The organism is Serratia sp. DFXYC6, from assembly GCF_057196085.1.
Genome location: NZ_JBXUNV010000001.1, coordinates 1,464,753 through 1,485,183, shown reverse-complemented (window position 1 = coordinate 1,485,183; position 20,431 = coordinate 1,464,753). Strand labels below are relative to the sequence as shown.

Annotated in this window: 15 protein-coding genes; 5 read left to right on the top strand and 10 right to left on the bottom strand. The window is 60.9% G+C overall.

The window, feature by feature from the left end; all coding sequences use genetic code 11:
• Nucleotides 1–14 precede the first annotated feature (14 nt).
• Nucleotides 15–1,472, bottom strand: a complete 1,458-nt coding sequence (locus AC2CGQ_RS07205) for an amino acid permease (RefSeq protein WP_015377910.1) — start codon at nt 1,470–1,472, stop codon at nt 15–17.
• 619 nt (nt 1,473–2,091) lie between these two features.
• Here AC2CGQ_RS07205 and AC2CGQ_RS07200 point away from each other — a divergent pair.
• A complete protein-coding gene (locus tag AC2CGQ_RS07200; protein WP_004937972.1) occupies nt 2,092–3,366 on the top strand; it encodes a Glu/Leu/Phe/Val family dehydrogenase in 1,275 nt (424 codons plus the stop codon).
• 39 nt (nt 3,367–3,405) lie between these two features.
• Here the strand turns inward: AC2CGQ_RS07200 and AC2CGQ_RS07195 are convergent, their stop codons facing one another.
• Entirely contained in the window at nt 3,406–4,944 is a 1,539-nt protein-coding gene (locus AC2CGQ_RS07195; protein WP_004937975.1) for a long-chain-fatty-acid--CoA ligase, read from the bottom strand.
• A gap of 135 nt (nt 4,945–5,079) precedes the next feature.
• On the opposite strand from AC2CGQ_RS07195, the gene AC2CGQ_RS07190 reads away from it, so the two are divergent.
• The gene (locus AC2CGQ_RS07190) at nt 5,080–5,649 is read left to right on the top strand and encodes a DJ-1/PfpI family protein (RefSeq protein WP_004937978.1); all 570 of its coding nucleotides are present in this window, start codon (nt 5,080–5,082) and stop codon (nt 5,647–5,649) included.
• A 7-nt stretch (nt 5,650–5,656) separates the two neighbouring features.
• On the opposite strand, the gene AC2CGQ_RS07185 is transcribed toward AC2CGQ_RS07190, so the two are convergent.
• From AC2CGQ_RS07185 to AC2CGQ_RS07165, 5 genes are all read right to left on the bottom strand, one after another.
• Nucleotides 5,657–6,010 carry a DUF1493 family protein gene (locus tag AC2CGQ_RS07185; protein ID WP_004937980.1) on the bottom strand — a complete coding sequence of 118 codons (354 nt, stop codon included), beginning with the start codon at nt 6,008–6,010 and terminating at the stop codon, nt 5,657–5,659.
• 155 nt (nt 6,011–6,165) lie between these two features.
• On the bottom strand, nt 6,166–7,608 hold the full coding sequence (locus tag AC2CGQ_RS07180) for an efflux transporter outer membrane subunit (protein WP_484593538.1): 1,443 nt from the start codon (nt 7,606–7,608) through the stop codon (nt 6,166–6,168).
• A 1-nt stretch (nt 7,609) separates the two neighbouring features.
• Nucleotides 7,610–10,747, bottom strand: a complete 3,138-nt coding sequence (locus tag AC2CGQ_RS07175) for an efflux RND transporter permease subunit (RefSeq protein WP_484593537.1) — start codon at nt 10,745–10,747, stop codon at nt 7,610–7,612.
• A gap of 1 nt (nt 10,748) precedes the next feature.
• Entirely contained in the window at nt 10,749–11,891 is a 1,143-nt protein-coding gene (locus tag AC2CGQ_RS07170; protein ID WP_075686299.1) for an efflux RND transporter periplasmic adaptor subunit, read from the bottom strand.
• Between the two features lie 124 nt (nt 11,892–12,015).
• Nucleotides 12,016–13,134, bottom strand: a complete 1,119-nt coding sequence (locus AC2CGQ_RS07165) for an MFS transporter (protein ID WP_021503721.1) — start codon at nt 13,132–13,134, stop codon at nt 12,016–12,018.
• Between the two features lie 362 nt (nt 13,135–13,496).
• Between AC2CGQ_RS07165 and AC2CGQ_RS07160 the strand changes: the two genes are divergently transcribed.
• Nucleotides 13,497–14,546, top strand: coding sequence for a DAPG hydrolase family protein (locus AC2CGQ_RS07160; protein ID WP_004937998.1), 1,050 nt, complete (start codon nt 13,497–13,499; stop codon nt 14,544–14,546).
• Between the two features lie 92 nt (nt 14,547–14,638).
• Here AC2CGQ_RS07160 and AC2CGQ_RS07155 read toward each other — a convergent pair whose 3' ends face one another.
• The 3 genes from AC2CGQ_RS07155 to AC2CGQ_RS07145 form a co-directional block, all read right to left on the bottom strand.
• Nucleotides 14,639–15,385: an IclR family transcriptional regulator gene (locus AC2CGQ_RS07155; RefSeq protein ID WP_004938000.1), complete on the bottom strand. Its 747-nt coding sequence runs from the start codon at nt 15,383–15,385 to the stop codon at nt 14,639–14,641.
• 246 nt (nt 15,386–15,631) lie between these two features.
• On the bottom strand, nt 15,632–16,312 hold the full coding sequence (locus AC2CGQ_RS07150; protein WP_261438149.1) for a class I SAM-dependent methyltransferase: 681 nt from the start codon (nt 16,310–16,312) through the stop codon (nt 15,632–15,634).
• 76 nt (nt 16,313–16,388) lie between these two features.
• Nucleotides 16,389–17,528, bottom strand: a complete 1,140-nt coding sequence (locus tag AC2CGQ_RS07145) for an agmatine deiminase family protein (protein ID WP_033633004.1) — start codon at nt 17,526–17,528, stop codon at nt 16,389–16,391.
• A gap of 143 nt (nt 17,529–17,671) precedes the next feature.
• On the opposite strand from AC2CGQ_RS07145, the gene AC2CGQ_RS07140 reads away from it, so the two are divergent.
• Together AC2CGQ_RS07140 and ggt are read left to right on the top strand one after the other, a co-directional pair.
• Nucleotides 17,672–18,535 (top strand): LysR substrate-binding domain-containing protein, encoded by an 864-nt coding sequence (locus tag AC2CGQ_RS07140; RefSeq protein WP_015377919.1) that lies wholly within the window; start codon nt 17,672–17,674, stop codon nt 18,533–18,535.
• Between the two features lie 162 nt (nt 18,536–18,697).
• Nucleotides 18,698–20,371 (top strand): gamma-glutamyltransferase, encoded by a 1,674-nt coding sequence (ggt, locus tag AC2CGQ_RS07135; RefSeq protein ID WP_015377920.1) that lies wholly within the window; start codon nt 18,698–18,700, stop codon nt 20,369–20,371.
• Nucleotides 20,372–20,431: the final 60 nt, after the last annotated feature.

Genomic DNA, 20,431 nt, shown 5'->3' with positions numbered 1-20,431 from the left:
GTATCCTTCACCGGTTATTCCGCCTCGGCGCCGCGCCGATAAAACACGTAGCTCTCGCGCGCCACGCTGTCGCGGACCCGATAGCGCCAGATCAGGCCGAGCGTGGTAAACCACAGCGGCATGCTGCACAACGCGATCAGCGTATCGCTATCGAACACCATCAGCACCAGCGTAAAGGCGAAAAATGCCAGCGTCAGCCAGGCCATCGCTACCCCGCCCGGCATTTTGAAGTGGGAAGCGGCGTTCAGATCCGGCCGCTTCTGGCGATACACCAGGTAGGCGACCAAAATCATGCCCCAGCTGTAAACCACCAGGATCGCCGCCACGGTAGAGACAATGGTGAACAGCGTCATGACGTTCGGCACCAGTACCAGCAGCAAGGTGCCGGCCACCATGCAGAAGCAGGAAAACAGCAGGCTGCGGATCGGAATGGCCGTGGTGCGCGACAGAATGCGGAACTGACCGTGGGCGTGCTTTTCCATCGACAGGCTGTACAGCATGCGGGTGCTGGAATACACCCCGCTGTTGGCCGAGGACATCGCCGAAGTCAGCACCACGAAGTTGATCACCGCGGCGGCGGCCGGCAGCCCCGCCCGATCGAACAGCATCACGAACGGGCTGCTGTCCGGCGAGATGTGGCTCCATGAGGTGACGGCGATAATGGTCAGCATCGAGCACACGTAGAAGACGATGATGCGGGCCGGGATCGCGTTGATCGCCTTCGGCAGCACCTTCTCGGGGTTTTTGGTCTCCGCCGACATCGTGCCCAACAGCTCGATGCCGGTGCAGGAGAAAATGGCGATCTGGAAACCGGCGAAAAAGCCGAAGATGCCGTGCGGCATGAAAATGGCGGGATCGGTGACGTTATGCAGCGAAGCGGTCACGCCGTCCGGCGAAGTCCAGCCGCTGAACACCATCCAGGCGCCGGTAGCGATCAACGCGACGATCGCCACCACCTTGATCATCGCGAACCAGAATTCGGCCTCGCCGAACATCTTGACCGACAGCATGTTGAACAGACACAGAAACCCCAGCGTCAGCAGCGCTGGCAACCAGGGCGAGACGTCTGGCAGCCAATATTGCACGTAGCCGCCGCACACCACCACGTCGGCAATGCAGGTTACGACCCAGCTCAGCCAGTAGGACCAGCCGAGAAAAAAGCTGGCGCGCGGCCCCAGGTATTCGGAGACAAAATCGGCGAACGAGCGGTAATCGAGCCGCGTGAGCAGCAGCTCCCCCATTGCCCTCATGACCATGAACATGAAAAAACCGACGATGGCGTAAGTCAGTACGATGGAGGTGCCCGATAGCGCGAGGGTTTTCCCGGCACCCATAAACAGCCCGGTGCCGATGGCGCCGCCGATCGAAATCAGTTGAATGTGGCGCGCACTCAGCCCGCGCTGCAAGGTTTGGGCACAGTGAGGCCCCTCGGCTGAACCTGGGTTCAGCCGATCGCAGTGGTTTTTTGTCATGGTGTTACCTGTCCGTCGTTAAGGCGATTAAGCAACCGATGCGCGGTTGCAGCAGGAATGAAACGCCCGCGGGCGCTCTAACCGGCAAAAAAATTGAGACCAAACGCTGCCCGCCCCGTTGTGACAGGGAGGTAATAATAATGGGTACCAAGAAAATGCTCTCGTGAGCCGTCGTATCGCCCACGTTTGGCGTACAAAGCCTGAGCGTGGTGGGTAAACACTACAATATCAAATGGTTATACTTTCCCTTGTGCAACAAAAAAACGACGCCGGAGCCGTTTTAACATTAATTTAACTCTGGCGAGGGGAAATGCCATTGTCAACATGGCAGTTAAATAAAATGAAACTTTTTGATCACATTCAAGCTTCTGAAAAATAGATAAAAAGGGTTTTTATGCGCTTTATATGCATAAATTATGCATGTGATCGCTCACCGCCGACAAAAAGTAATTAACTATTCATTTACCGCTCTGCAGGCGGCGAAAAACCGTCCGCTGGCCCGATGAGAGGGGGGCTAACAACCGGCATAATTAGTGGTAAATTTAGCGTCGCAAAGTGTTATGCGCTTGCTAATCCACGGTTAAACGAAATAAATACCTCTAATATATAAAGGTTGGTTATGGAAAAGCTATCCTACGCTTCAGACAGCAGCACCACCGCTTGGGCTACATATCTGCAACAAATCGATCGCGTCGCCCCTTACCTCGGTGACCTGTCACGCTGGGTTGATACGCTGCGTCACCCTAAGCGCGCTTTGATTGTCGATATCCCGCTGCAGATGGACGATGGCACCATCCGTCACTTCGAAGGTTTCCGCGTACAGCACAACCTGTCGCGTGGGCCGGGCAAAGGCGGCATCCGCTTCCACCCTGACGTCGATCTGAACGAAGTGATGGCCCTGTCCGCCTGGATGACCATCAAGTGTGCCGCGGTCAACCTGCCGTACGGCGGCGCCAAGGGCGGTATCCGCGTCGACCCGTTCAAACTGTCTGAAGGTGAACTGGAGCGACTGACCCGCCGCTACACCAGTGAAATCGGCTTTATCATCGGGCCACAGAAAGACATTCCTGCGCCGGACGTCGGCACCAACGCCAAAGTGATGGCCTGGATGATGGACACCTACTCCATGAACCACGGCACCACTATCACCGGCGTGGTCACCGGCAAACCCATCCACCTCGGCGGCTCCCTGGGCCGTGAGAAAGCGACCGGCCGCGGCGTGTTCGTCACCGGCAGCGAAGTGGCCAAGCGTCTGGGCGTGCAGATCGAAGGCGCCAAAGTGGCGGTACAAGGCTTCGGTAACGTGGGCAGCGAAGCGGCCCGTCTGTTCGTCGGCGTCGGCGCGCGCGTCGTCACCATCCAGGACCACTCCGCTACCCTGTTCAACGCCGACGGCATCGACCTGGCCGCGCTGACCGAATACCAGGCCAAGCACAAGCAGATCGCCGGCTTCCCTGGCGCCAGCGAGATCGAGAGCGAAGCGTTCTGGTCGGTTGACATGGACATCCTGATCCCTGCGGCGCTGGAAGGCCAGATTACCCGCCAGCGCGCCGAAATCCTCAGCGCCAAACTGGTGCTGGAAGGGGCTAACGGCCCAACCTTCCCAGAAGCGGACGACATTCTGCGTTCCCGCAACATCACCGTGGTTCCGGACGTTATCTGTAACGCCGGCGGCGTAACGGTCAGTTACTTCGAGTGGGTGCAGGACATGGCGAGCTACTTCTGGAGCGAGTCCGAGATCAACGAGCGTATGGACAAGATCATGACCGACGCGATGGTCCACGTCTGGAACAAGGCCGCCGAGAAAGAGTGCAGCCTGCGCACCGCCGCTTACATCGTGGCCTGTGAGCGCATCCTGACCGCACGTAAAGAGCGCGGCATCTACCCAGGTTGATACCCGTATTCCGGCCTGCCCCGGCAGGCCGGATTTTCCTCAGCGCAAACAGCGTTTCAACACCTTACCGGTACTGGTCATCGGCAAGCGTTCGACAAACTCGACGATACGCGGATACTTGAACGCCGCCAGCCGCTCCCGGCTCCAGGCGATCAGCGCTTCTTCCTCGATCGGTTCTTCCGTTTCCTTCAATACCACCACCGCTTTGATCTCTTCGCCCAGCGAAGGATGCTCGACACCGATCACCGCCACCAACGACACCGCCGGATGGCGAATCAGCGCCTCTTCAATCTCGCGCGGATAGACGTTGAACCCGCCGCGAATGATCATGTCCTTGGCACGATCGACGATAAAATAGAAGCCGTCGGCGTCGCGGCGCGCCAGATCGCCGGTGCGAAACCAGCCGTTTTCCAGCACCTCCGCCGTCGCTTCGGGGCGATTCAGATAGCCTTTCATGATGTTGTAACCGCGCACCGCGATCTCCCCCACCTGATCGACACCGTCGATCGGCTGCCCGGTGACGTCGAGCAAGCGAACCTCCACGCCCCAGATCGGTTGGCCGATGGAGCCGGGTTTGGTCACGCGGTGCGGATGGTTAAAGGTGGCGACCGGACTGGTTTCCGACAGCCCATACCCTTCGAGAATGTTGACGCCGAAGCGGCGCGAGAAATCCTCCAGGATCTGCACCGGCAGGCTGGCGCCGCCGGACACCGCCATACGCAGCGTGCTGCGCAAGCGTTCGATATCCGTGTGCTCATCCAGCGCATTCAACAGCGCCCAATACATGGTCGGCACCCCGGCGAAAAAGGTGATGCCGTGCCGTTGCATCAGCGCGATGGCCTGTGCGGCGTCGAAGCGCTCGACCAGCACCAGGGTGGCGGCGGCGGCAAATCCGGCGTTCATCTGCACCGTCGAACCAAACGTGTGGAACAGCGGCAAGGTTACCAGGTGACGATCGGGATTCGCCTCTGAGCCGTCGAACAGCCGCACCGATCCCAATGCGTTGAGCACCAGATTGGCGTGGGTCAACTCCGCACCCTTGGCCCGGCCGGTGGTGCCGCTGGTATAGAGCACCACCGCCGTGTCGCTTTCGAGCGTCGCGGCAGACGCGAACTCAGTGGACTGTGCGGCTATCGCCTGGCTGAAACGCTCCCCCTCGAGCGGCAGCCGATCGCCGATAATAAACACCTCGCGGCATTGTTCCGCCTTCGCCGCCGCCCGCAGCGCCTCTTCCCCCAACGGCAGAGTGCTGCTGCCTTCGAAACAGAACAGCGCCACCGCCGCCGAATCCGCCAGGTAATAGTCGAATTCGGCGCTTTTAAGCAAAATATTCAGCGGCACCACCACGGCGCCGCTTTTGAGGATGCCGTAGTAGATAGCCGGAAACTCCGGCCGGTTTGTGCAGGCCAGCGCCACCCGTTCACCGGGCTGCACGCCGCGCGCGACCAGCAAATTCGCCACCCGGTTGGCCATTTCATTCAGCGCCCGATAGCTGAGCGGGATATCGTCCTGTATCACCGCCGGCCGCTCCGGCCAGGTACGCGCACTCTCTTCAAGCAAGGTTGCCAGATTCAGCATCGGGGATTCTCCCTGGGGTTGAGCGACGAGAAAAGCGCCGCAGTATCACGAGTATAGATAGGCGCTTTGCGGTTCGCATTCCAAGGGGGGCTGGGCTATACCTTAGGCATTCCCCCTCCTGCAGGAGTTGTGATCATGAGCAAGAAAAAGATCCTGATGCTGGTCGGCGACTACGCCGAAGATTACGAAACCATGGTGCCGTTCCAGGCATTGCAGATGATCGGCCATTGGGTGGACGCCGTGTGCCCCGGCAAAGCCGTCGGCGACTATATCCAGACCGCGATCCACGATTTTGACGGCGCGCAGACCTACAGCGAGAAACCCGGCCACCGTTTCACCCTGAACGCCGACTTCGCCGCCGCCAAAGAAGAGCACTACGATGCGCTCTTGATCCCCGGCGGTCGGGCGCCGGAATACCTGCGTCTGAACCCCGACGTGATCGCGCTGGTACAGGCGTTTGACGCCGCGAAAAAACCGATCGCCGCCGTTTGCCACGGTCCGCAGCTGCTGGCGGCGGCCGGAGTGTTGAAAGGCCGCACCTGCAGCGCCTACCCGGCCTGCGCACCGGAGGTGCGGCTCGGCGGCGGTCATTATGCGGAGATCGGCATCGATCAGGCGCACGTCGACGGCAATCTGGTCACCGCCCCGGCCTGGCCGGCGCATCCGCAGTGGCTGGCGAAGTTCGCTGAGGTATTGGAGCAGTAATGCGGCGCTAACGGAGCTGCTCGATCAGAAAATGGATGTCGTACAGCCAGCGTTTGGCGCGCGCGGAGCGCACCAGCATAGACACGCACAGCGGCCGGGTGTGTTCTTTACAGGCGGAGGGAGAAAACCAGCGCCCGGTATTGCTCGGCGGCTGGAAATACAGCTCGTGGTTATAGTTGCCGCTGTCGACGCCGAAGGTGTCGAAGTAGCGGCGCATCAGCGTGTTGGAGTCGCTGAACGACAGATTGAGCACGGTGTTAATCTCGGTTTCCGGGGTGATGGCCACGCCCTTCTGCAGCCGCCCTGATGCGTTGAAGGCGGCGATAAGCGCGATGACCTGTTGCTGAATGTCTTCTGCCATGACGACCTCGAGCCGATATGAAGAAAAAGTGAGTGCAATTACCTGTCTGACTCTGCCCGCCGCGGCGAGTTCGGGCCGCCGCGCGGGTTTTCCGTTTCTTTACACTTTCCATAAAAAGCGCGCGCAGCCAAACGCCCGGCGCGCGCGGTCGAAGGTTAGCGGCTGAGCGTCGTCTTGTCGGCGATGACGCCATCCCCCTGCCGCTCGGCGGCAACCCCGCCGCCCAACACTTTATACAGGGTCGCCTGATTGTCGTACGCGGTCTGCTGTGCGGCGATCAGCGACTGCTGCGCCGTATACAGCGTGCGCTGCGCGTCCAGCACGGTCAGATAGCTGTCCACGCCCTGGCGGTAGCGCAGTTCGGCCAGACGATAATATTGCTGCGCCGCCGCCACATAGCCGGTTTGCGCCGCCAGCTGCTCCCGCAGCGTGGCTTTGCGCGCCAGCGCGTCGGCGGTTTCCTGAAATGCCGTCTGCACCGCTTTCTCATAGGTGGCGACATACAGATCTCTCTGCGCTTTGCTGTAGTTCAGTTGCGACGTGTTATAGCCGCCGCTGAAAATCGGCAGGCTGATGCTCGGGGCGAATGACCAAACGCCCGCGCCGTGGCTGAACAGCGACGAGAGTTCACCGCTGCCCACCCCGCCGCTGGCGGTCAGGCTGATCGACGGGAAGAACGCCGCCCGCGCCGAGCCGATATTGGCGTTGGCGGATTTCAGGTTATGCTCCGCCTGCAGCACGTCCGGCCGCGTCAGCAGCACCTGCGAAGACACCCCGGCCGGCAGGTCGCGCATGATCCCGCCCAGCGCGTCGATGCCGCCGGGCAGCAGGTTTTCCGGCACGCTTTGCCCCACCGCTAAATCCAGCGCGTTTTTCGCCTGCGCGGCGCTGGTCGCATAGCTGGCGGCGTCCGATCGCGCCTGTTGATAAACGGTCTCCGCCGACGCCACGTCGACCAGCGACGAGATGCCGTGCTGCTGGTTCTTGCGCGTCACCTCCAGCGACCGTTTGGCGCTTTCCATCGTCTGCTGCGCCACCGCCAGATTGCTGCGCTCGGCTGCCACCGCCACCCAGTCGGTGACGATGTCGGCGATCAACGTCAGGCGGGTGCTTTTCGCCGCCTCCGAGTTCGCCAGATAGGTTTCGAACGCCGCCCGCGACAGGCTGGCGTTTTTGCCGAACAGATCCAGCTCAAAGGCGCTGACGCCGGCCTGCGCTTCGTAACTCTGGCTGATGGCGGTGGCATTGCCGTTGCCGGTCAGCGAACGCCCGCGACTGCCGTCGGCGGTGGCGTTGATCGTCGGCAACAGCGCTGCCCGCTGCTCACCGTACAGCGCGCGCGCCGAGGCGATATTGGCGATCGCCTCGCGCAGATCGCGGCTGCTGCTCAGCCCCATCGCCACCACCTGGCGCAGCCTGGCGTCCTGCATATAGTCGTGCCAGGCGACGTCCGGGTAGCTCAACGCCTGCTTGCCGGCGGCCTCGCCCTGCGGCAGGTTGGCGGGCACCGGCGCCGCCGGGCGCTGGTAGTGCGGATCCAGCGACAGACACCCGCTCAGCAGCAGCGGTAAAGTTAACATCATGACTCGTTGCAACACGTTATTCTCCTGCCTGCGACGGCGAGTTGGCGGGCCGACGGGTAAACATGCGGCGCACCAGCACATAAAACAGCGGTACGAAGAAGATCGCCAAGGCGGTGGCGGTGATCGTGCCGCCGATAATGCCGGTGCCGATGGCGATGCGGCTGTTGGCGCCGGCGCCGCTGGATACCGCCAGCGGCAGCACCCCGGCGGTGAACGCCAGCGAGGTCATCAGGATCGGTCGCAGGCGCATGCGCGCCGCGTGGACCGCCGCGCCAATCAGCGTTTCCCCCCGCTGGTGCATCTCCTCGGCGAACTCGACGATCAGAATGGCGTTTTTTGCCGACAAACCGACGATGGTGAGCAGCGCCACCTGGAAGTAGATGTCGTTTTCCAGCCCGCGCAGCGTGATCGCAAGCAGCGAACCCACGATGCCCATCGGCACCACCAACATCACCGCAAACGGAATCGACCAGCTCTCATACAGCGCCGCCAGGCACAGGAACACCACAATGAGCGAAATGGCGTACAGCGACGATGCCTGACCGCTGGTCAGCCGCTCCTGATAGGAGAGCCCGCTCCAGGAATAGCTGCTGCCGGCGGAGAACTTCGCCGCCAGTTTCTCCATCTCGCTCATCGCCGTGCCGGAACTGACGCCGGCGGCGCCCTGCCCGGTGATCTCGAACGACGACAGCCCGTTATAGCGCGACAGGTTTTCCGGGCCGTAGATCCAGTGTGAGGAAGCAAAGGCGGAGAACGGCGTCATGCTGCTGTCGCCCGCCGCGTTGGTGCCGCGCACAAACCATTTGTCGAGATCTTCCGGCTTGGCGCGATACGCTACGTCGCCCTGCATATAGACTTTTTTCACCCGGTTGCGATCGATAAAGTCGTTGACGTAGGTGCTGCCGAACGCGCTGCTGAGCGTGCTGTTGACGTCGCCGGCGCTCAGGCCGAGCGCCTGCAGTTTGCCGCTGTCGATCTCCACCTGCAGCTGCGGCGTGTCCGGCAAGGTGTTGGCGCGCACCGCCAGCAGCGACGGATTGCCGGCGGCGGCGGCGACGATCTGATCGCGCATCGCCTGCAGCTCGGCGCGGGTGGTCGCCCCTTTGGCCTGCAGCTCGAAGGTGAAGCCGTCGGACTGACCGAAGCCGTCGATCGCCGGTGGGCTCATGGAAAAGACCTGGGCGTCGCGCAGCGAGGCGAAATGCGCCATGGCGCGTTTGGCGATGGCGTCGGCGGTGTTTTCGCTGCCGACGCGTTGGCTCCAGTCTTTGAGGCTGACGAACGCCATGCCGGCGTTTTGCCCGCTGCCGCTGAAGCCGAAACCGTTGATGGTGAAAATGGTGCTGACGTTGGCCTTTTCCTGCTCGAGGAAATAGGCGGTCACCGCCTCGCTCACCGCCGAGGTGCGGGCATTGGTGGCGCCGGCCGGCAAGGTGTACTGCACCATCACCGACCCCTGATCCTCATTGGGCAGGAAACCGGTCGGCAAACGCAGATACATCACGGCGGTGGCGATCAGCAGCAGGCCGTACAGCAGCAGATAGCGCGTCGGCCGGTGGATCACCCCGCCGACCTTGTCGGCGTACTTCTCCTGCAGCCGGTTATAACCGCGGTTGAATTTACCCAGCAGCCCTTTGTCGGTCTGTTCTTCATGCGACGCTTTCAGCAGCGTGGCGCATAGCGCCGGCGCCAGCGTCAACGCCAGCACCACCGACAGCACCATCGAGGAGACGACGGTGATCGAGAACTGGCGGTAGATCACCCCGGTGGAACCACCGAAGAACGCCATCGGCAGAAACACCGCCGACAGCACCAGCGCGATGCCGACCAGTGCGCCGGTGATCTCGCGCATCGATTTCTCCGTCGCCTCGCGCGGCGGCAGCTTATCTTCACGCATCACGCGTTCGACGTTTTCCACCACCACGATGGCGTCGTCCACCAACAGCCCGATCGCCAATACCATGCCGAACAGCGTCAGGGTATTGATCGAGTAGCCGAACGCCGCCAGCACGCCGAAGGTGCCCAGCAACACCACCGGCACGGTGATGGTCGGGATCAGCGTGGTGCGCAGGTTTTGCAGGAACACGAACATCACCACCACTACCAGGACCACCGCTTCGAACAGCGTTTTCACCACCTCCTCGATCGAGATGTTGATGAAGTCGGTGCTGTCTTTCGGGTAGGCCACCTTATAACCCTGCGGCATCGCGCTTTGATATTCCGCCACCTTGGCCTTTACCAGCTTGGCGGTGTTGAGGGCGTTGGCGCCCGCCGCCAGCTTGACCGCGATCCCCGCCGCCGGGTGGCCGTTGAGGTGCGCGCTGGCGGAGTAGTCTTCGTTGCCCAGTTCAACCCGCGCCACGTCGCCCAGCCGCACCAGCGCCCCGCTGCTGTCGCTTTTCAGGATGATATTGCGGAACTGTTCCGGCGTTTGCAGCCGCGACTGCGCCTTCACCGTGGCGGTCAGCTGCTGATCGGCGGCGGCCGGCAGATCGCCGATTTTACCGGCGGATACCTGGGTGTTTTGCGCCTCGATCGCCGTCTGCACGTCGGAAGGCATCAGCGCATAGCTCGCCAGCCTGGTCGGATCCAGCCAGATGCGCATCGCGTATTCCGAGCCGAACACCTGCACGTCCCCGACGCCCTCGATGCGCGACAGCGGATCCTGCAGGTTGCTGACCAGATAGTCGGAAATGTCGGCCATCGTCGCCTTGTCGGTCTCGTCATACAGCCCGACGATCAGCAGAAAGCTGCTCTGGGATTTCTTGACCGTCACGCCTTGGGCGGTGACGGCGCTCGGCAAGCGGCTTTCCGCCTGCTGAACTTTGTTTTGCACCTGCACCTGCGCGATATCCGGATCGGTGCCCTGATCAAAGGTGACGTCGATGCTGACCGAGCCGCTGGAGCTGCTGGTCGAAGAGAAATACAGCAGGCCATCCAGCCCGGTGAGCTGCTGCTCTATCACCTGAGTGACGCTGTTTTCCAGCGTTTCCGCGTCCGCGCCCGGGTAGGTGGCGGAGATGGAAATCTGCGGCGGTGACACGTCCGGGTACTGCGAGATGGGCAACGAATTGATCGACATCAGGCCGCACAGCATGATGATGATGGCGATCACCCAGGCGAACACCGGCCGCCGGATAAAGAACTGCGCCATATCACTGCTCCCCGCGTTGGTTTTTGTCGACCGAGACTTCAACCGGCTTCACTGCGGCGCCGATCGTCACCTTGCTGGTGCCTTCGACGATCAGGCGATCGCCTTCGTTCAGCCCGCTGCCGATCAGCCAGTTGCTGCCCACCACCCGTTCGGCGTTGACGGTGCGCTGCGCCACTTTGTTTTGCTCGTCCACCACCAACGCGGTGGCTTCGCCCTTGGCGTTGCGGGTGATGCCCTGCTGCGGCGCCAGAATGGCTTTGGGATCGACGCCGTTATCCACCGTGGCGTGGATATACATGCCGGGCAACAGCTCATGTTCGGGGTTGGGGAACACCGCGCGCAGCGTGACCGAACCGGTGGCCTCATCCACCGCCACCTCGGTCAACTCCAGCTTGCCGGCGTGAGCATAAGACGTGCCGTCCTCCAGCTTAATGGCGACCGGCGTGACCGCGCCGCGCTGTAACGCCGCCTGTTGGCGCCGCAGTTTAAGCAGTTGGGCGCTGGACTGGGTCAGATCGACATAGATCGGATCTAACGCGCGGATGGTGGCCAAGGCATCGGTCTGGCCGGCGGTGACCAGCGCGCCCGGCGTCACCGACGAAATACCGATGCGCCCGGCGATCGGCGCACGCACCTGGGTATAGCCGAGATTGATGCGCGCCGTCTCCAGCGCCGCCTGATACTGCGCCACCGACGCCACGGCCTGCAGATACGCGGCTTTGGCGTCGTCTGCGTCCTGTTTGGAAACGCCGTTTTCTTTCACCAGCGCCGCATAGCGCTGCGATTTGAGCCGGGTGGATTGCACCGTAGCCTGGGCGTTTTTCAACTGGGCGGCGGCCTGATCGTAGCTGGCCTGATAGCTGGCGGGGTCAATTTGATACAATACCTGCCCGGCTTTCACCTCGGCTCCTTCGGTAAACAGCCGCTGCTTGATGATGCCGTCGACCTGCGGCCTCACGTCGGAGGTCATGGTGGCGTTGACCCGGCCGGTCAACTCGCTGCTCAGGGTCACTGACTGGCCGCGCAGCGTGACCACGCCGACCTCCTGCTCACCGCCTGCGCCCGCCAGCGCACCGGCGTTTTGCCCATCGCAGCCGGCCAGCAACAGCGACAGCCCCAGCGCTAAAAGCGTTTTCCTCTGCATTGCAATACGATCCTATTGAGAATGACTATTCTCAATATATCGAATGCCGCAATGCGCTTCTGAAAGGGTTGCGTAAGGATTGCGTAAAATCTTTTCGGGCTGGAAAATGCGCAGCGCGGTGGGTTTATCCTAATCTGCGCGCAAGCGTCAGCGCCAAAATCGTGGCGATGCTGATACCCGCCGCTCCCAGGAAAACGGCGGATGAACTGCCGGGAATGAACGCCATAAAGGATGACAAGAACTGGCCGGAGAAAATCGCCATCGATAAATAGGCCAGATTTCGCCCCCGGGTGCGGGGGGAGCTTTTTTCTACGGTCATATGATTAACCAACGGCACCGAGAAGCCGAACCCGCATCCCATCAGAATGCCGCCGGCAACAAATGCCGCAGTGCCGTGCGCAGAGGCGAAGAGCAGATGCGCTGCGGCATAACAGACAAACGCCGCGCCAAGCGCGCCGTTTTCTCTGAGTAAAGCCACCAACCTGGGCATCAGCGCGGCGGCAAAAACGGCGATAAGCGAGATAAACGACAGGAAGTATCCCGTTTGCGCCGCCCCGATATTCATGTGGTGGAAATGCTGCGGGATGATAATGATCCCGGTGAAGAAGCAGATCATGGAAAGCACAGCGGAAAAATAGACCGCGGTTAATCTGCCGGCGCCGGTGGAAATGGCATCATCGCGCTGAACGTTGTCTGATTCGCCCACATCGGACTGGGGTTTGGGCACAAACAGCAACTGCATCGCCAGCAACACCCAGGCGACAAGATACAACAGGAAGGGCCAGCGCCAGCCGAGCGTCGCCAACAGCCCGCCGATAAACAGAAAGATGACGCCGCCCAGCTCGATCGACATGCCTTGCGAAGCGATCATTTTCAAGCGCGCCTGCCCGCTGTAAAAAGCAGAAATCAGACCGGTGCCGGCTGACATCACGATCGCCGTGGCGCCGCCAAGCAGCAGGCGGTCGAGCATCACCGGCCAAAAGCCGCGCAGCAACAGCCCCCCCGACCCAAGCAGGCCATACAACAACAGCCCCCAGCTGAGCGCCGCGTAAGCGCCCGCCTTGTCAATAAAACGTCCGGCGAAGGGGCCAAATATCACCACGCCCAACGACGGCACGGTGACCAGCCAACTGGCCGCGGAAGGCGTGCCCAACTGGCTCGCGATCTCCGTCAAACCGGGAACGATCACGCAACCGACCATGATCGTCAGACAGGCCACGGCCAAGAGCGTAAACGCCGCCATTTTTCTTAATTCACGCATAGAGTGCCTCACTTAAATATCCGATATATGGATATGATATCCACAATTCGGACGGTATTCTTGAGGCTTCTGCCCAACATGTCAACGCGCGAACTGTAAATCGAATGTCAATCCTACCCTGCCAACGTCGGCAACCCTCCAGTTATTACCTGCAATGGCTGGCAGGCGCTTTTTGGCAATCCATGCGCTTTGTCACTCAATGAGCGTTGACATCGCCCACATCCGGCAACAGAATAATAACCACTATTCGGATGAGTAATCCATTATTCGGATAATTCGAAATCAATATCAACCACACCACATCTCGCTGCCGTCAAGTCGGCGACAACCTAAGTGAGGATCTCATGAGTAAAGAAATTTCACGTCGTAATATCATCAAACGCATTCCGCTGTTGGCTGGCGGCGCCTTGCTTTCTCAATCCCTGCTGTCTTCCGCCATGGCGGCACCATCATCCGCCCTACCGGCGGCGACGCGGAAAGGCGCGTTTACTGATGCGGGCGCATCGCTCGATAAGTCATTGATTTCCTACTATCAGGTGCCGATGCAGAAACGCTTGAAGATCAATGAGAAAGGCATTCAGGGCAAGCCCTACGCCGAGTTCTTCGACAGCAATCTGGATGCGCCCGTAGAGATGATCCGCGCGCTGGAACAGGGGCCGTTGGCAAAAGAACACATTCTTCAACCCACGAAAGCGGGCCTGAAAACCCTATTGGAACGTTTTGACGAGTTTCCGGTATCGGGTTACGCCGTCGTTGAGGATGGCGGCCCCTGCGCCTATGCGCAAAGCCGCCATATTTTTCCGGGCGTGACCACGGAGATGTTCAAGTGGTGGTTCTGCTGGCACCCGATCGAAAGCGAACGCTACTATCTGTGGTTCCCTCATGCTCATATCCACAACTCGGTTGTCGATCCCAAGCGTCTGGCGGATACCCGTCTGTCCTACGCTGAGCGGCTGTACGGCAACCCGAACCACATTACCGAGTACATTGGCGATAACTATCTTGACGGCGTTATCCATTTTAATGCGCCGGAAAGCTTCGGCGTCGAGAGCGAGTTGCTCAAAAAGCATCGCTTTACCTTTAACGCCAGCGGCATCATCACGCCTTATGATGCGCAATCAACGCCGCTGGTGCTGATGATTCATCTGGGACGCGACACGCCGCAAGGGATGGAAATGGTCAACCGTTACTGGATCGGCACGCATGAATCCTGGGATAGATTCGACAAGTTCCCGGACGGCGGAAAACGCTCGCGCGAATACATCGCAAAAGCGGGGATGACGAAAGCGTCGCTGGAAGGCTTTGCCTATGAAATGGCCGTCCACGATATGACGGAGTTCTCTTCGCTCGGCCGTTTTCTGCCTGAGATTTATGCCCGGTTCGGCAACAGCTGACTGCCGCCTTCCCCTCGCCAACGCAGCGCCGGGGGCGAGGCATGCTTGCCCATGCGGCGTTTAGCGCCTGCCGGGCCAAACGCCCCGGCTTGTTATGCCAGCATCGCCTCGATTTCCGCTTTGCACTGCATCAGCGAACCGAGCAGATGGTCAAACTTTTCCTCGAAGCGCATGGCCGGAACCGCAATGGATATGGCGTAAAGCTCGTTGACGCCGATATTGAGGTAAACGCCGACGCCACAGACGCCGCGAGCGTGCTCTTCGCGATCGATGGCGTAACGACGGATCCTGGTTTCCCGAATGTCCTCCAGTACGGATGAGACGGTTCTGAGGGTATTATCCGTTCTGACATCCGGCTGGCCGCCAAGCAGATCCGCAATCTTTTCGTCAGGCAGCTCGGCCAGAATGGCTTTGCCATGCGCCGTGCAGTGGCACGGAAAGGCGGTGCCAACGGCTGATACGACGCGAAGTTCCTGATCGGAAACAAACTGGCCTACCGATACCGCGTGGCTGCCGCGGTAAACGCACAAATCGACGGTTTCACGCGTTCGGCGGCCAAGCGTTTCCATCGCCGGTTTTGCAAGGGTGATCACATCCGTATGCGCGGAAGCCGCCAGGCGGGCGAGCGCCGGCCCTAATTGAACGCCGCCGCTGCCCATGATGAGCAGCTGTTGCGATTCAAGCGAGGTGACCAAACGGTGTACGGTGGTGCGCGGCAGCCCCGTTTCCCGGGACAATTGAGAGATGGTCATGCCCTTCGGTTGAGTTTCCAGCGCCCGCAGCAGGGTGGCGGCCCGGGCAATCACCTGTGAGCCGCTATTATCCGCGTCATTACTCATCGTGATGTTCCACATTGAATGGGGTCAGGGACGAAAGAATATCACAGGTTGTCCACATATTGGATAGGTGGACAAGATCCATGGAAAATCCCCCGCCTACCTGCCTCATCACAGATACCAGGATTTTTTAGAGCAACACAGTGAGATAAAAGCAATAGCTCCCCCATGATATTCAGGATGGCAGTCTGCCCATGTTTCATCATCGCGCAGGCGCCTACGCCAACAGCCTCGCGTACCTACGGCTTTTTACGGCTTCGCCAATCTGAACACCGTTTTGGTGTGCCAATAGTAGTCGATCGCCGCCGCGATATTCGGCATCCAACCGTCCGGCTCATAGGGCACGAAGCCGGAAAAACCCAGCCTGCGGGCAGAGACCTGGAACCCCGCGCCGGAGAAAATGCGTGCATAGTCGTCCAGCGAGCGATCCTGCACCACGGTATGCGTCTGTTCAGCGACCCTTGCGCGCCATTGCGGCCACAGCGGGTTGTCGATGTGGCAACCGGTCACCGCATAGTAAACGCCGCCCGGTTTCAGCGCCCGCAGCATATCGGCGGCATGCTGAGCGATATCTTCGATCAGGTAGATGACTTCATGGCTGAAGGCGATATCGAAATGGTCATCCCAGCCTGTCAGCCGCGTGTCGGTTTGATAATCGATCGGCAGGTTTCCTTTCAGGCGATTGGCGTGTTCGACGGACTGGCGGGCGATATCGACGCCGAGCCCTTCACGAAATGGCCGGATTTGGTGCAACAGACGCAGAAAACCGCCCTGATTGCAGCCGAAGTCCAGCACCCTGACGCCGGACAGTTCGTGTTCCGGCACCAGAGTTAGCAGATGCCGCCAGATAGGCGCATGGCCTTCGGCCATGGCCTGCTCTGCGTGCGGATCGCGATACCAGGTGGGAATGCTCAAGGGTGAGTCGTTCATGATGGCCTCCTTATGTTTCCACTCAGCCAACCACAGCCTATGGCGACAAACAACCGTGCGCGCATTTTTTGAACATTCACTGCTCTGGTTTGCCATGCACCGGCAGCTGGCTGGTCACGCAGTGAATGCCGCCGCCGCCGGCCGCGATGGCGTCGATCTCCAACTGCACCACCTTGCGCTGCGGATAGAGCGCCGTCAGCAGCTCAAACGCCGCTTTATCCGCCTGCGGATCGCCAAACTCAGGGGCGATCACCGCGCCGTTGATCACGAAATAGTTGATGTAGCCCGCCGCAAAATCGGGATTGTGGCGGCTGAAACGACTGTCGCGCGGCGCCAGCGGCGGCGAAAGCGTATGCACCTGCAGCTTGCGGCCGTCGGCGTCGGTCGCTGCCTTGAGGATCGCCAGATGCGCCTGGGTAACCGCATGATCATAAGAGGCCGGATCGGTGTCCAGGTTGGCCACCACCACGCCCGGCCGCACGAAACGGGCATAAAAATCGACGTGGGCGTCGGTGATGTCCCGGCCTTTAATGCCCGGCAGCCAGATAATTTTGCGCAGGCCGAGCATCGCCTTCAGCTCCTGCTCCACCCGATCGCGGTTCCAGCCTGGATTACGGTTTGCATTCACCCAACTGCTCTCGGTCATGATGCCGGTGCCGCGCCCATCCACCTCAATGCCACCGCCTTCCCCCACCAGCGCGCTGCGGCGCGGCTGAGCGACGCCGTATTTTTTGGCGGCGAACGCCGCCAGACGCGCATCCCTGGCATGCCGCTGCTTATCGCCCCAGCCGTTGAAGTTGAAATCCACCGCGCCCAGCGCACCGGCGTCGTTGATGACGAAATTGGCGCCAATGTCACGCATCCAGATGTCATCCAGCTCGGTGACGACATAGCTGACGTTCTGACTGCCGCAGGTGGCCTCCGCCAGCTGCCGTTCGTGCGCGCGGCAAAATACCGTCAGCGGCTGAAACTCGGCGATGGCGCGGGCGATGCGCCCCTGCGCTGCCTGCACGTCCGCCGTGAACCCGCCCCAGATGGCCTTCTGGGCGCCGAAGGCGAGAAACGCCCGCAGCTGAGGTTCCCCTTCGTCGGGCATCCGCCAGGCCGGATTAAGCGCAGCTTCTGCGTGACCGCGTAATGGAAAGCCCAACGATGCCGTCAAGCCGACGCCGGCCACCGCCGAAAGCTGCTTGATGAAGGTGCGACGCGATGACATAAACGACCTCTTTTAATTAATTTAAATTCAAATGGTTAACCGAATTCTTCACTCTCCGGCACTTGAATCCCATGCTAGTCTTCCCCTGCCACCGCGACAAACGATATATTTAGTGGATATCTGATTAGACAGGCTTATCGATAATGTTAAAACACTGGCCCCCTTTGAGCGCACTGCGCGGTTTCGAAGCGGCGGCGCGCCTGGGCAGTTTTCATCAGGCCGCCGAAGAATTGCACCTGACCCAGTCGGCCATCAGCCAACAGATCCGCAGCCTCGAGGCGTTTTTGGAACAGCCGCTGTTCTTCCGCACCGGCCGCAGCGTAACGCTGACCGACGCCGGCCACGATCTGTTCAGCACCGCACAGGTGATGCTGCAACAGTTGGCCGTCGGCATTCGCCGTTTGGATCAGTACCGCAAACCCAACCAGCTGATCGTCAACACCACCCCGGCCTTTGCCCGCCACTGGCTCGCGCCGCGGCTGGGCGAGTTCAACCAGCGACATCCGCAGATCGATCTGTGGCTGTTCACCAGCTTTGAACCGCCGGATATGGCGACGGACAGCATCGATCTGGCGATCCGCGACGATCTCAGCGCGCAGGCGGACTGCACCTTTAACGTTCTCTGTACCGACCGGCTCTATCCCGCCTGCCACCCCAGCCTGCTGGCGTTGGCGCCGGAGCAGCGCGTGACCTTGCACGGCGAACGCGAGATGGACTGGAGCCACTGGACGGTGGCGGGCGGCGCGCACGTCGGCCAACGCGACAGCGGGCTGAACTTCTCCGATCCTGGTCTGCTGCTGGACGCCGCCTGCAACGGCCTCGGCATCGCGTTGGTCAGTCAGCTGCTGGCGCAACACGCGCGTGAGGCCGGGTTGCTGCACCCGTTAACCGAGCAACGCGTGCGCGGCGCCAACTGGGCGTGGCTGCTGCATCGCGACAGCGAACACAATCCGCTCGCCCGGCACTTCTGCCAATGGCTGCAGTCGGCGCTGCCCGCCGGCGCATAACGCGTCACGTCACGATTTGCTACTCTGGTCAGGCGACCCCGCCTGACCGCTGCTACCTTCAATAAAGCGCCGCAACAGCCCGAAGAAAACGCGCTAACCTGCTGTTTCAAAAATAATTAGTTGAATTCACCTGATAACTGAACATCGCTAAAAGGATCTTCTATGTCTGCCGGTTTATTGAAAACGATAGCGCTGAGCGTGACCCTTGCTTGCTCCCTTCCCGCCGCCTTTGCCGCCGATCTGACCGCCGGCGCGGTCGCCGCCCCGGATCAGTATGGCGCCAAGGTCGCCGCGCACATTCTGCAGGCCGGCGGCAACGCGGTCGACGCGGCGGTCGCCACCGCCTTTACCCTCGCGGTGACCTACCCTGAAGCCGGCAATATCGGCGGCGGCGGCTTTATGACGCTGTACGTCGACGGTAAGCCCTATTTTCTCGACTACCGCGAAGTGGCGCCCAAGGCCGCCAGCAAGACCATGTATCTGAACGAGAAAGGCGAAGTGATCGAAAATCTCAGCCTGGTGGGCAGCCGCGCCGCCGGCGTGCCGGGCACCGTGCTGGGGTTGTGGGAAGCCCACAAGCGTTTCGGCAAGCTGCCGTGGGCCGAACTGCTGACGCCGGCGATCGGCTACGCCCGGCAAGGTTTCACCGTAGCGGATCAGCAGTATCAGTACCGTGAAGACGCCAACAAGCTGTTCGCCGGTAAAACCAACTTCGGCGACTATTTCGGCGCCATGAAGCCCGGCACGGTGTTCAAACAGCCGGAGCTGGCCGCCACCCTTGAGCGCATCGCCAAATCGGGCGCCGACGATTTTTATCACGGCGAAACTGCCCGCCTGCTGGTGGCGCAAATGCAGCGCGACAACGGGCTGATCGGCGCGGCGGATCTGGCCGACTACCGGGTGAAATGGCGCGAACCGATGCGCATCAGCTGGCGCGGCAACACCGTGTATACCGCCCCGCTGCCCAGCTCCGGCGGCATCGCGCTGGCGCAGCTGCTGGGGATAAAAGAAGATCGCGCCGCCGACTTCAAGGACGTGCCGCTGAATTCGGCGCGCTATATCCACCTGTTGGCGGAGATCGAAAAACGCGTGTTCGCCGATCGCGCCGACTACCTCGGCGATCCGGATTTCACTAACGTGCCGGAAGCGCAGTTGATCGCCCCTGATTACCTGCAAAAACGCGCCGCCGAGATCAATCCGCAGGCGATCTCACCGACCGAGCAGGTACGGCCGGGGCTGGAAACCCACCAAACCACCCATTTCTCGATCGTCGATGCCGCCGGCAACGCCGTCAGCAACACCTATACGCTCAACTGGGACTTCGGCAGCGGCGTGGTGGTCAAAGGCGCCGGCTTCCTGCTCAACGACGAGATGGATGACTTCAGCGCCAAACCGGGCGTCGCCAATGCCTTTGGCGTGGTGGGCAGCGACGCCAACGCCATTGAGCCGGGCAAACGCATGCTCTCCTCGATGAGCCCGACCATCATCACCCGCGACGGCGACGTCACCCTGGTGATCGGCACCCCGGGCGGTTCGCGCATCTTCACCTCGATCTTCCAGGTGATCAACAACCTCTACGATTACCACCTGCCGCTGGCGCAGGCGGTGGCCGCCCAGCGCGTACACCATCAGCTGTTGCCGAAAGACACCGTCTACTATGACAGCTTTGCGCCGCTGACCGGCAAACCGGCGGACGAGCTGAAGGCCATGGGCTACACCCTCGAAGACCAGGGCTGGAACATGGGGGATATTCAGGTCATCCGCATCGATGGCCGCACGCCGGAAACCGCGTCCGATCCGCGCGGCCGCGGCGTGGGCCTGGTGGTGAAAAAGTAACGCCCCGGCGGCCCGCCTCAGGTTAGACGGGCCGCTACTTCCCCGCATTGACTGCCGCTG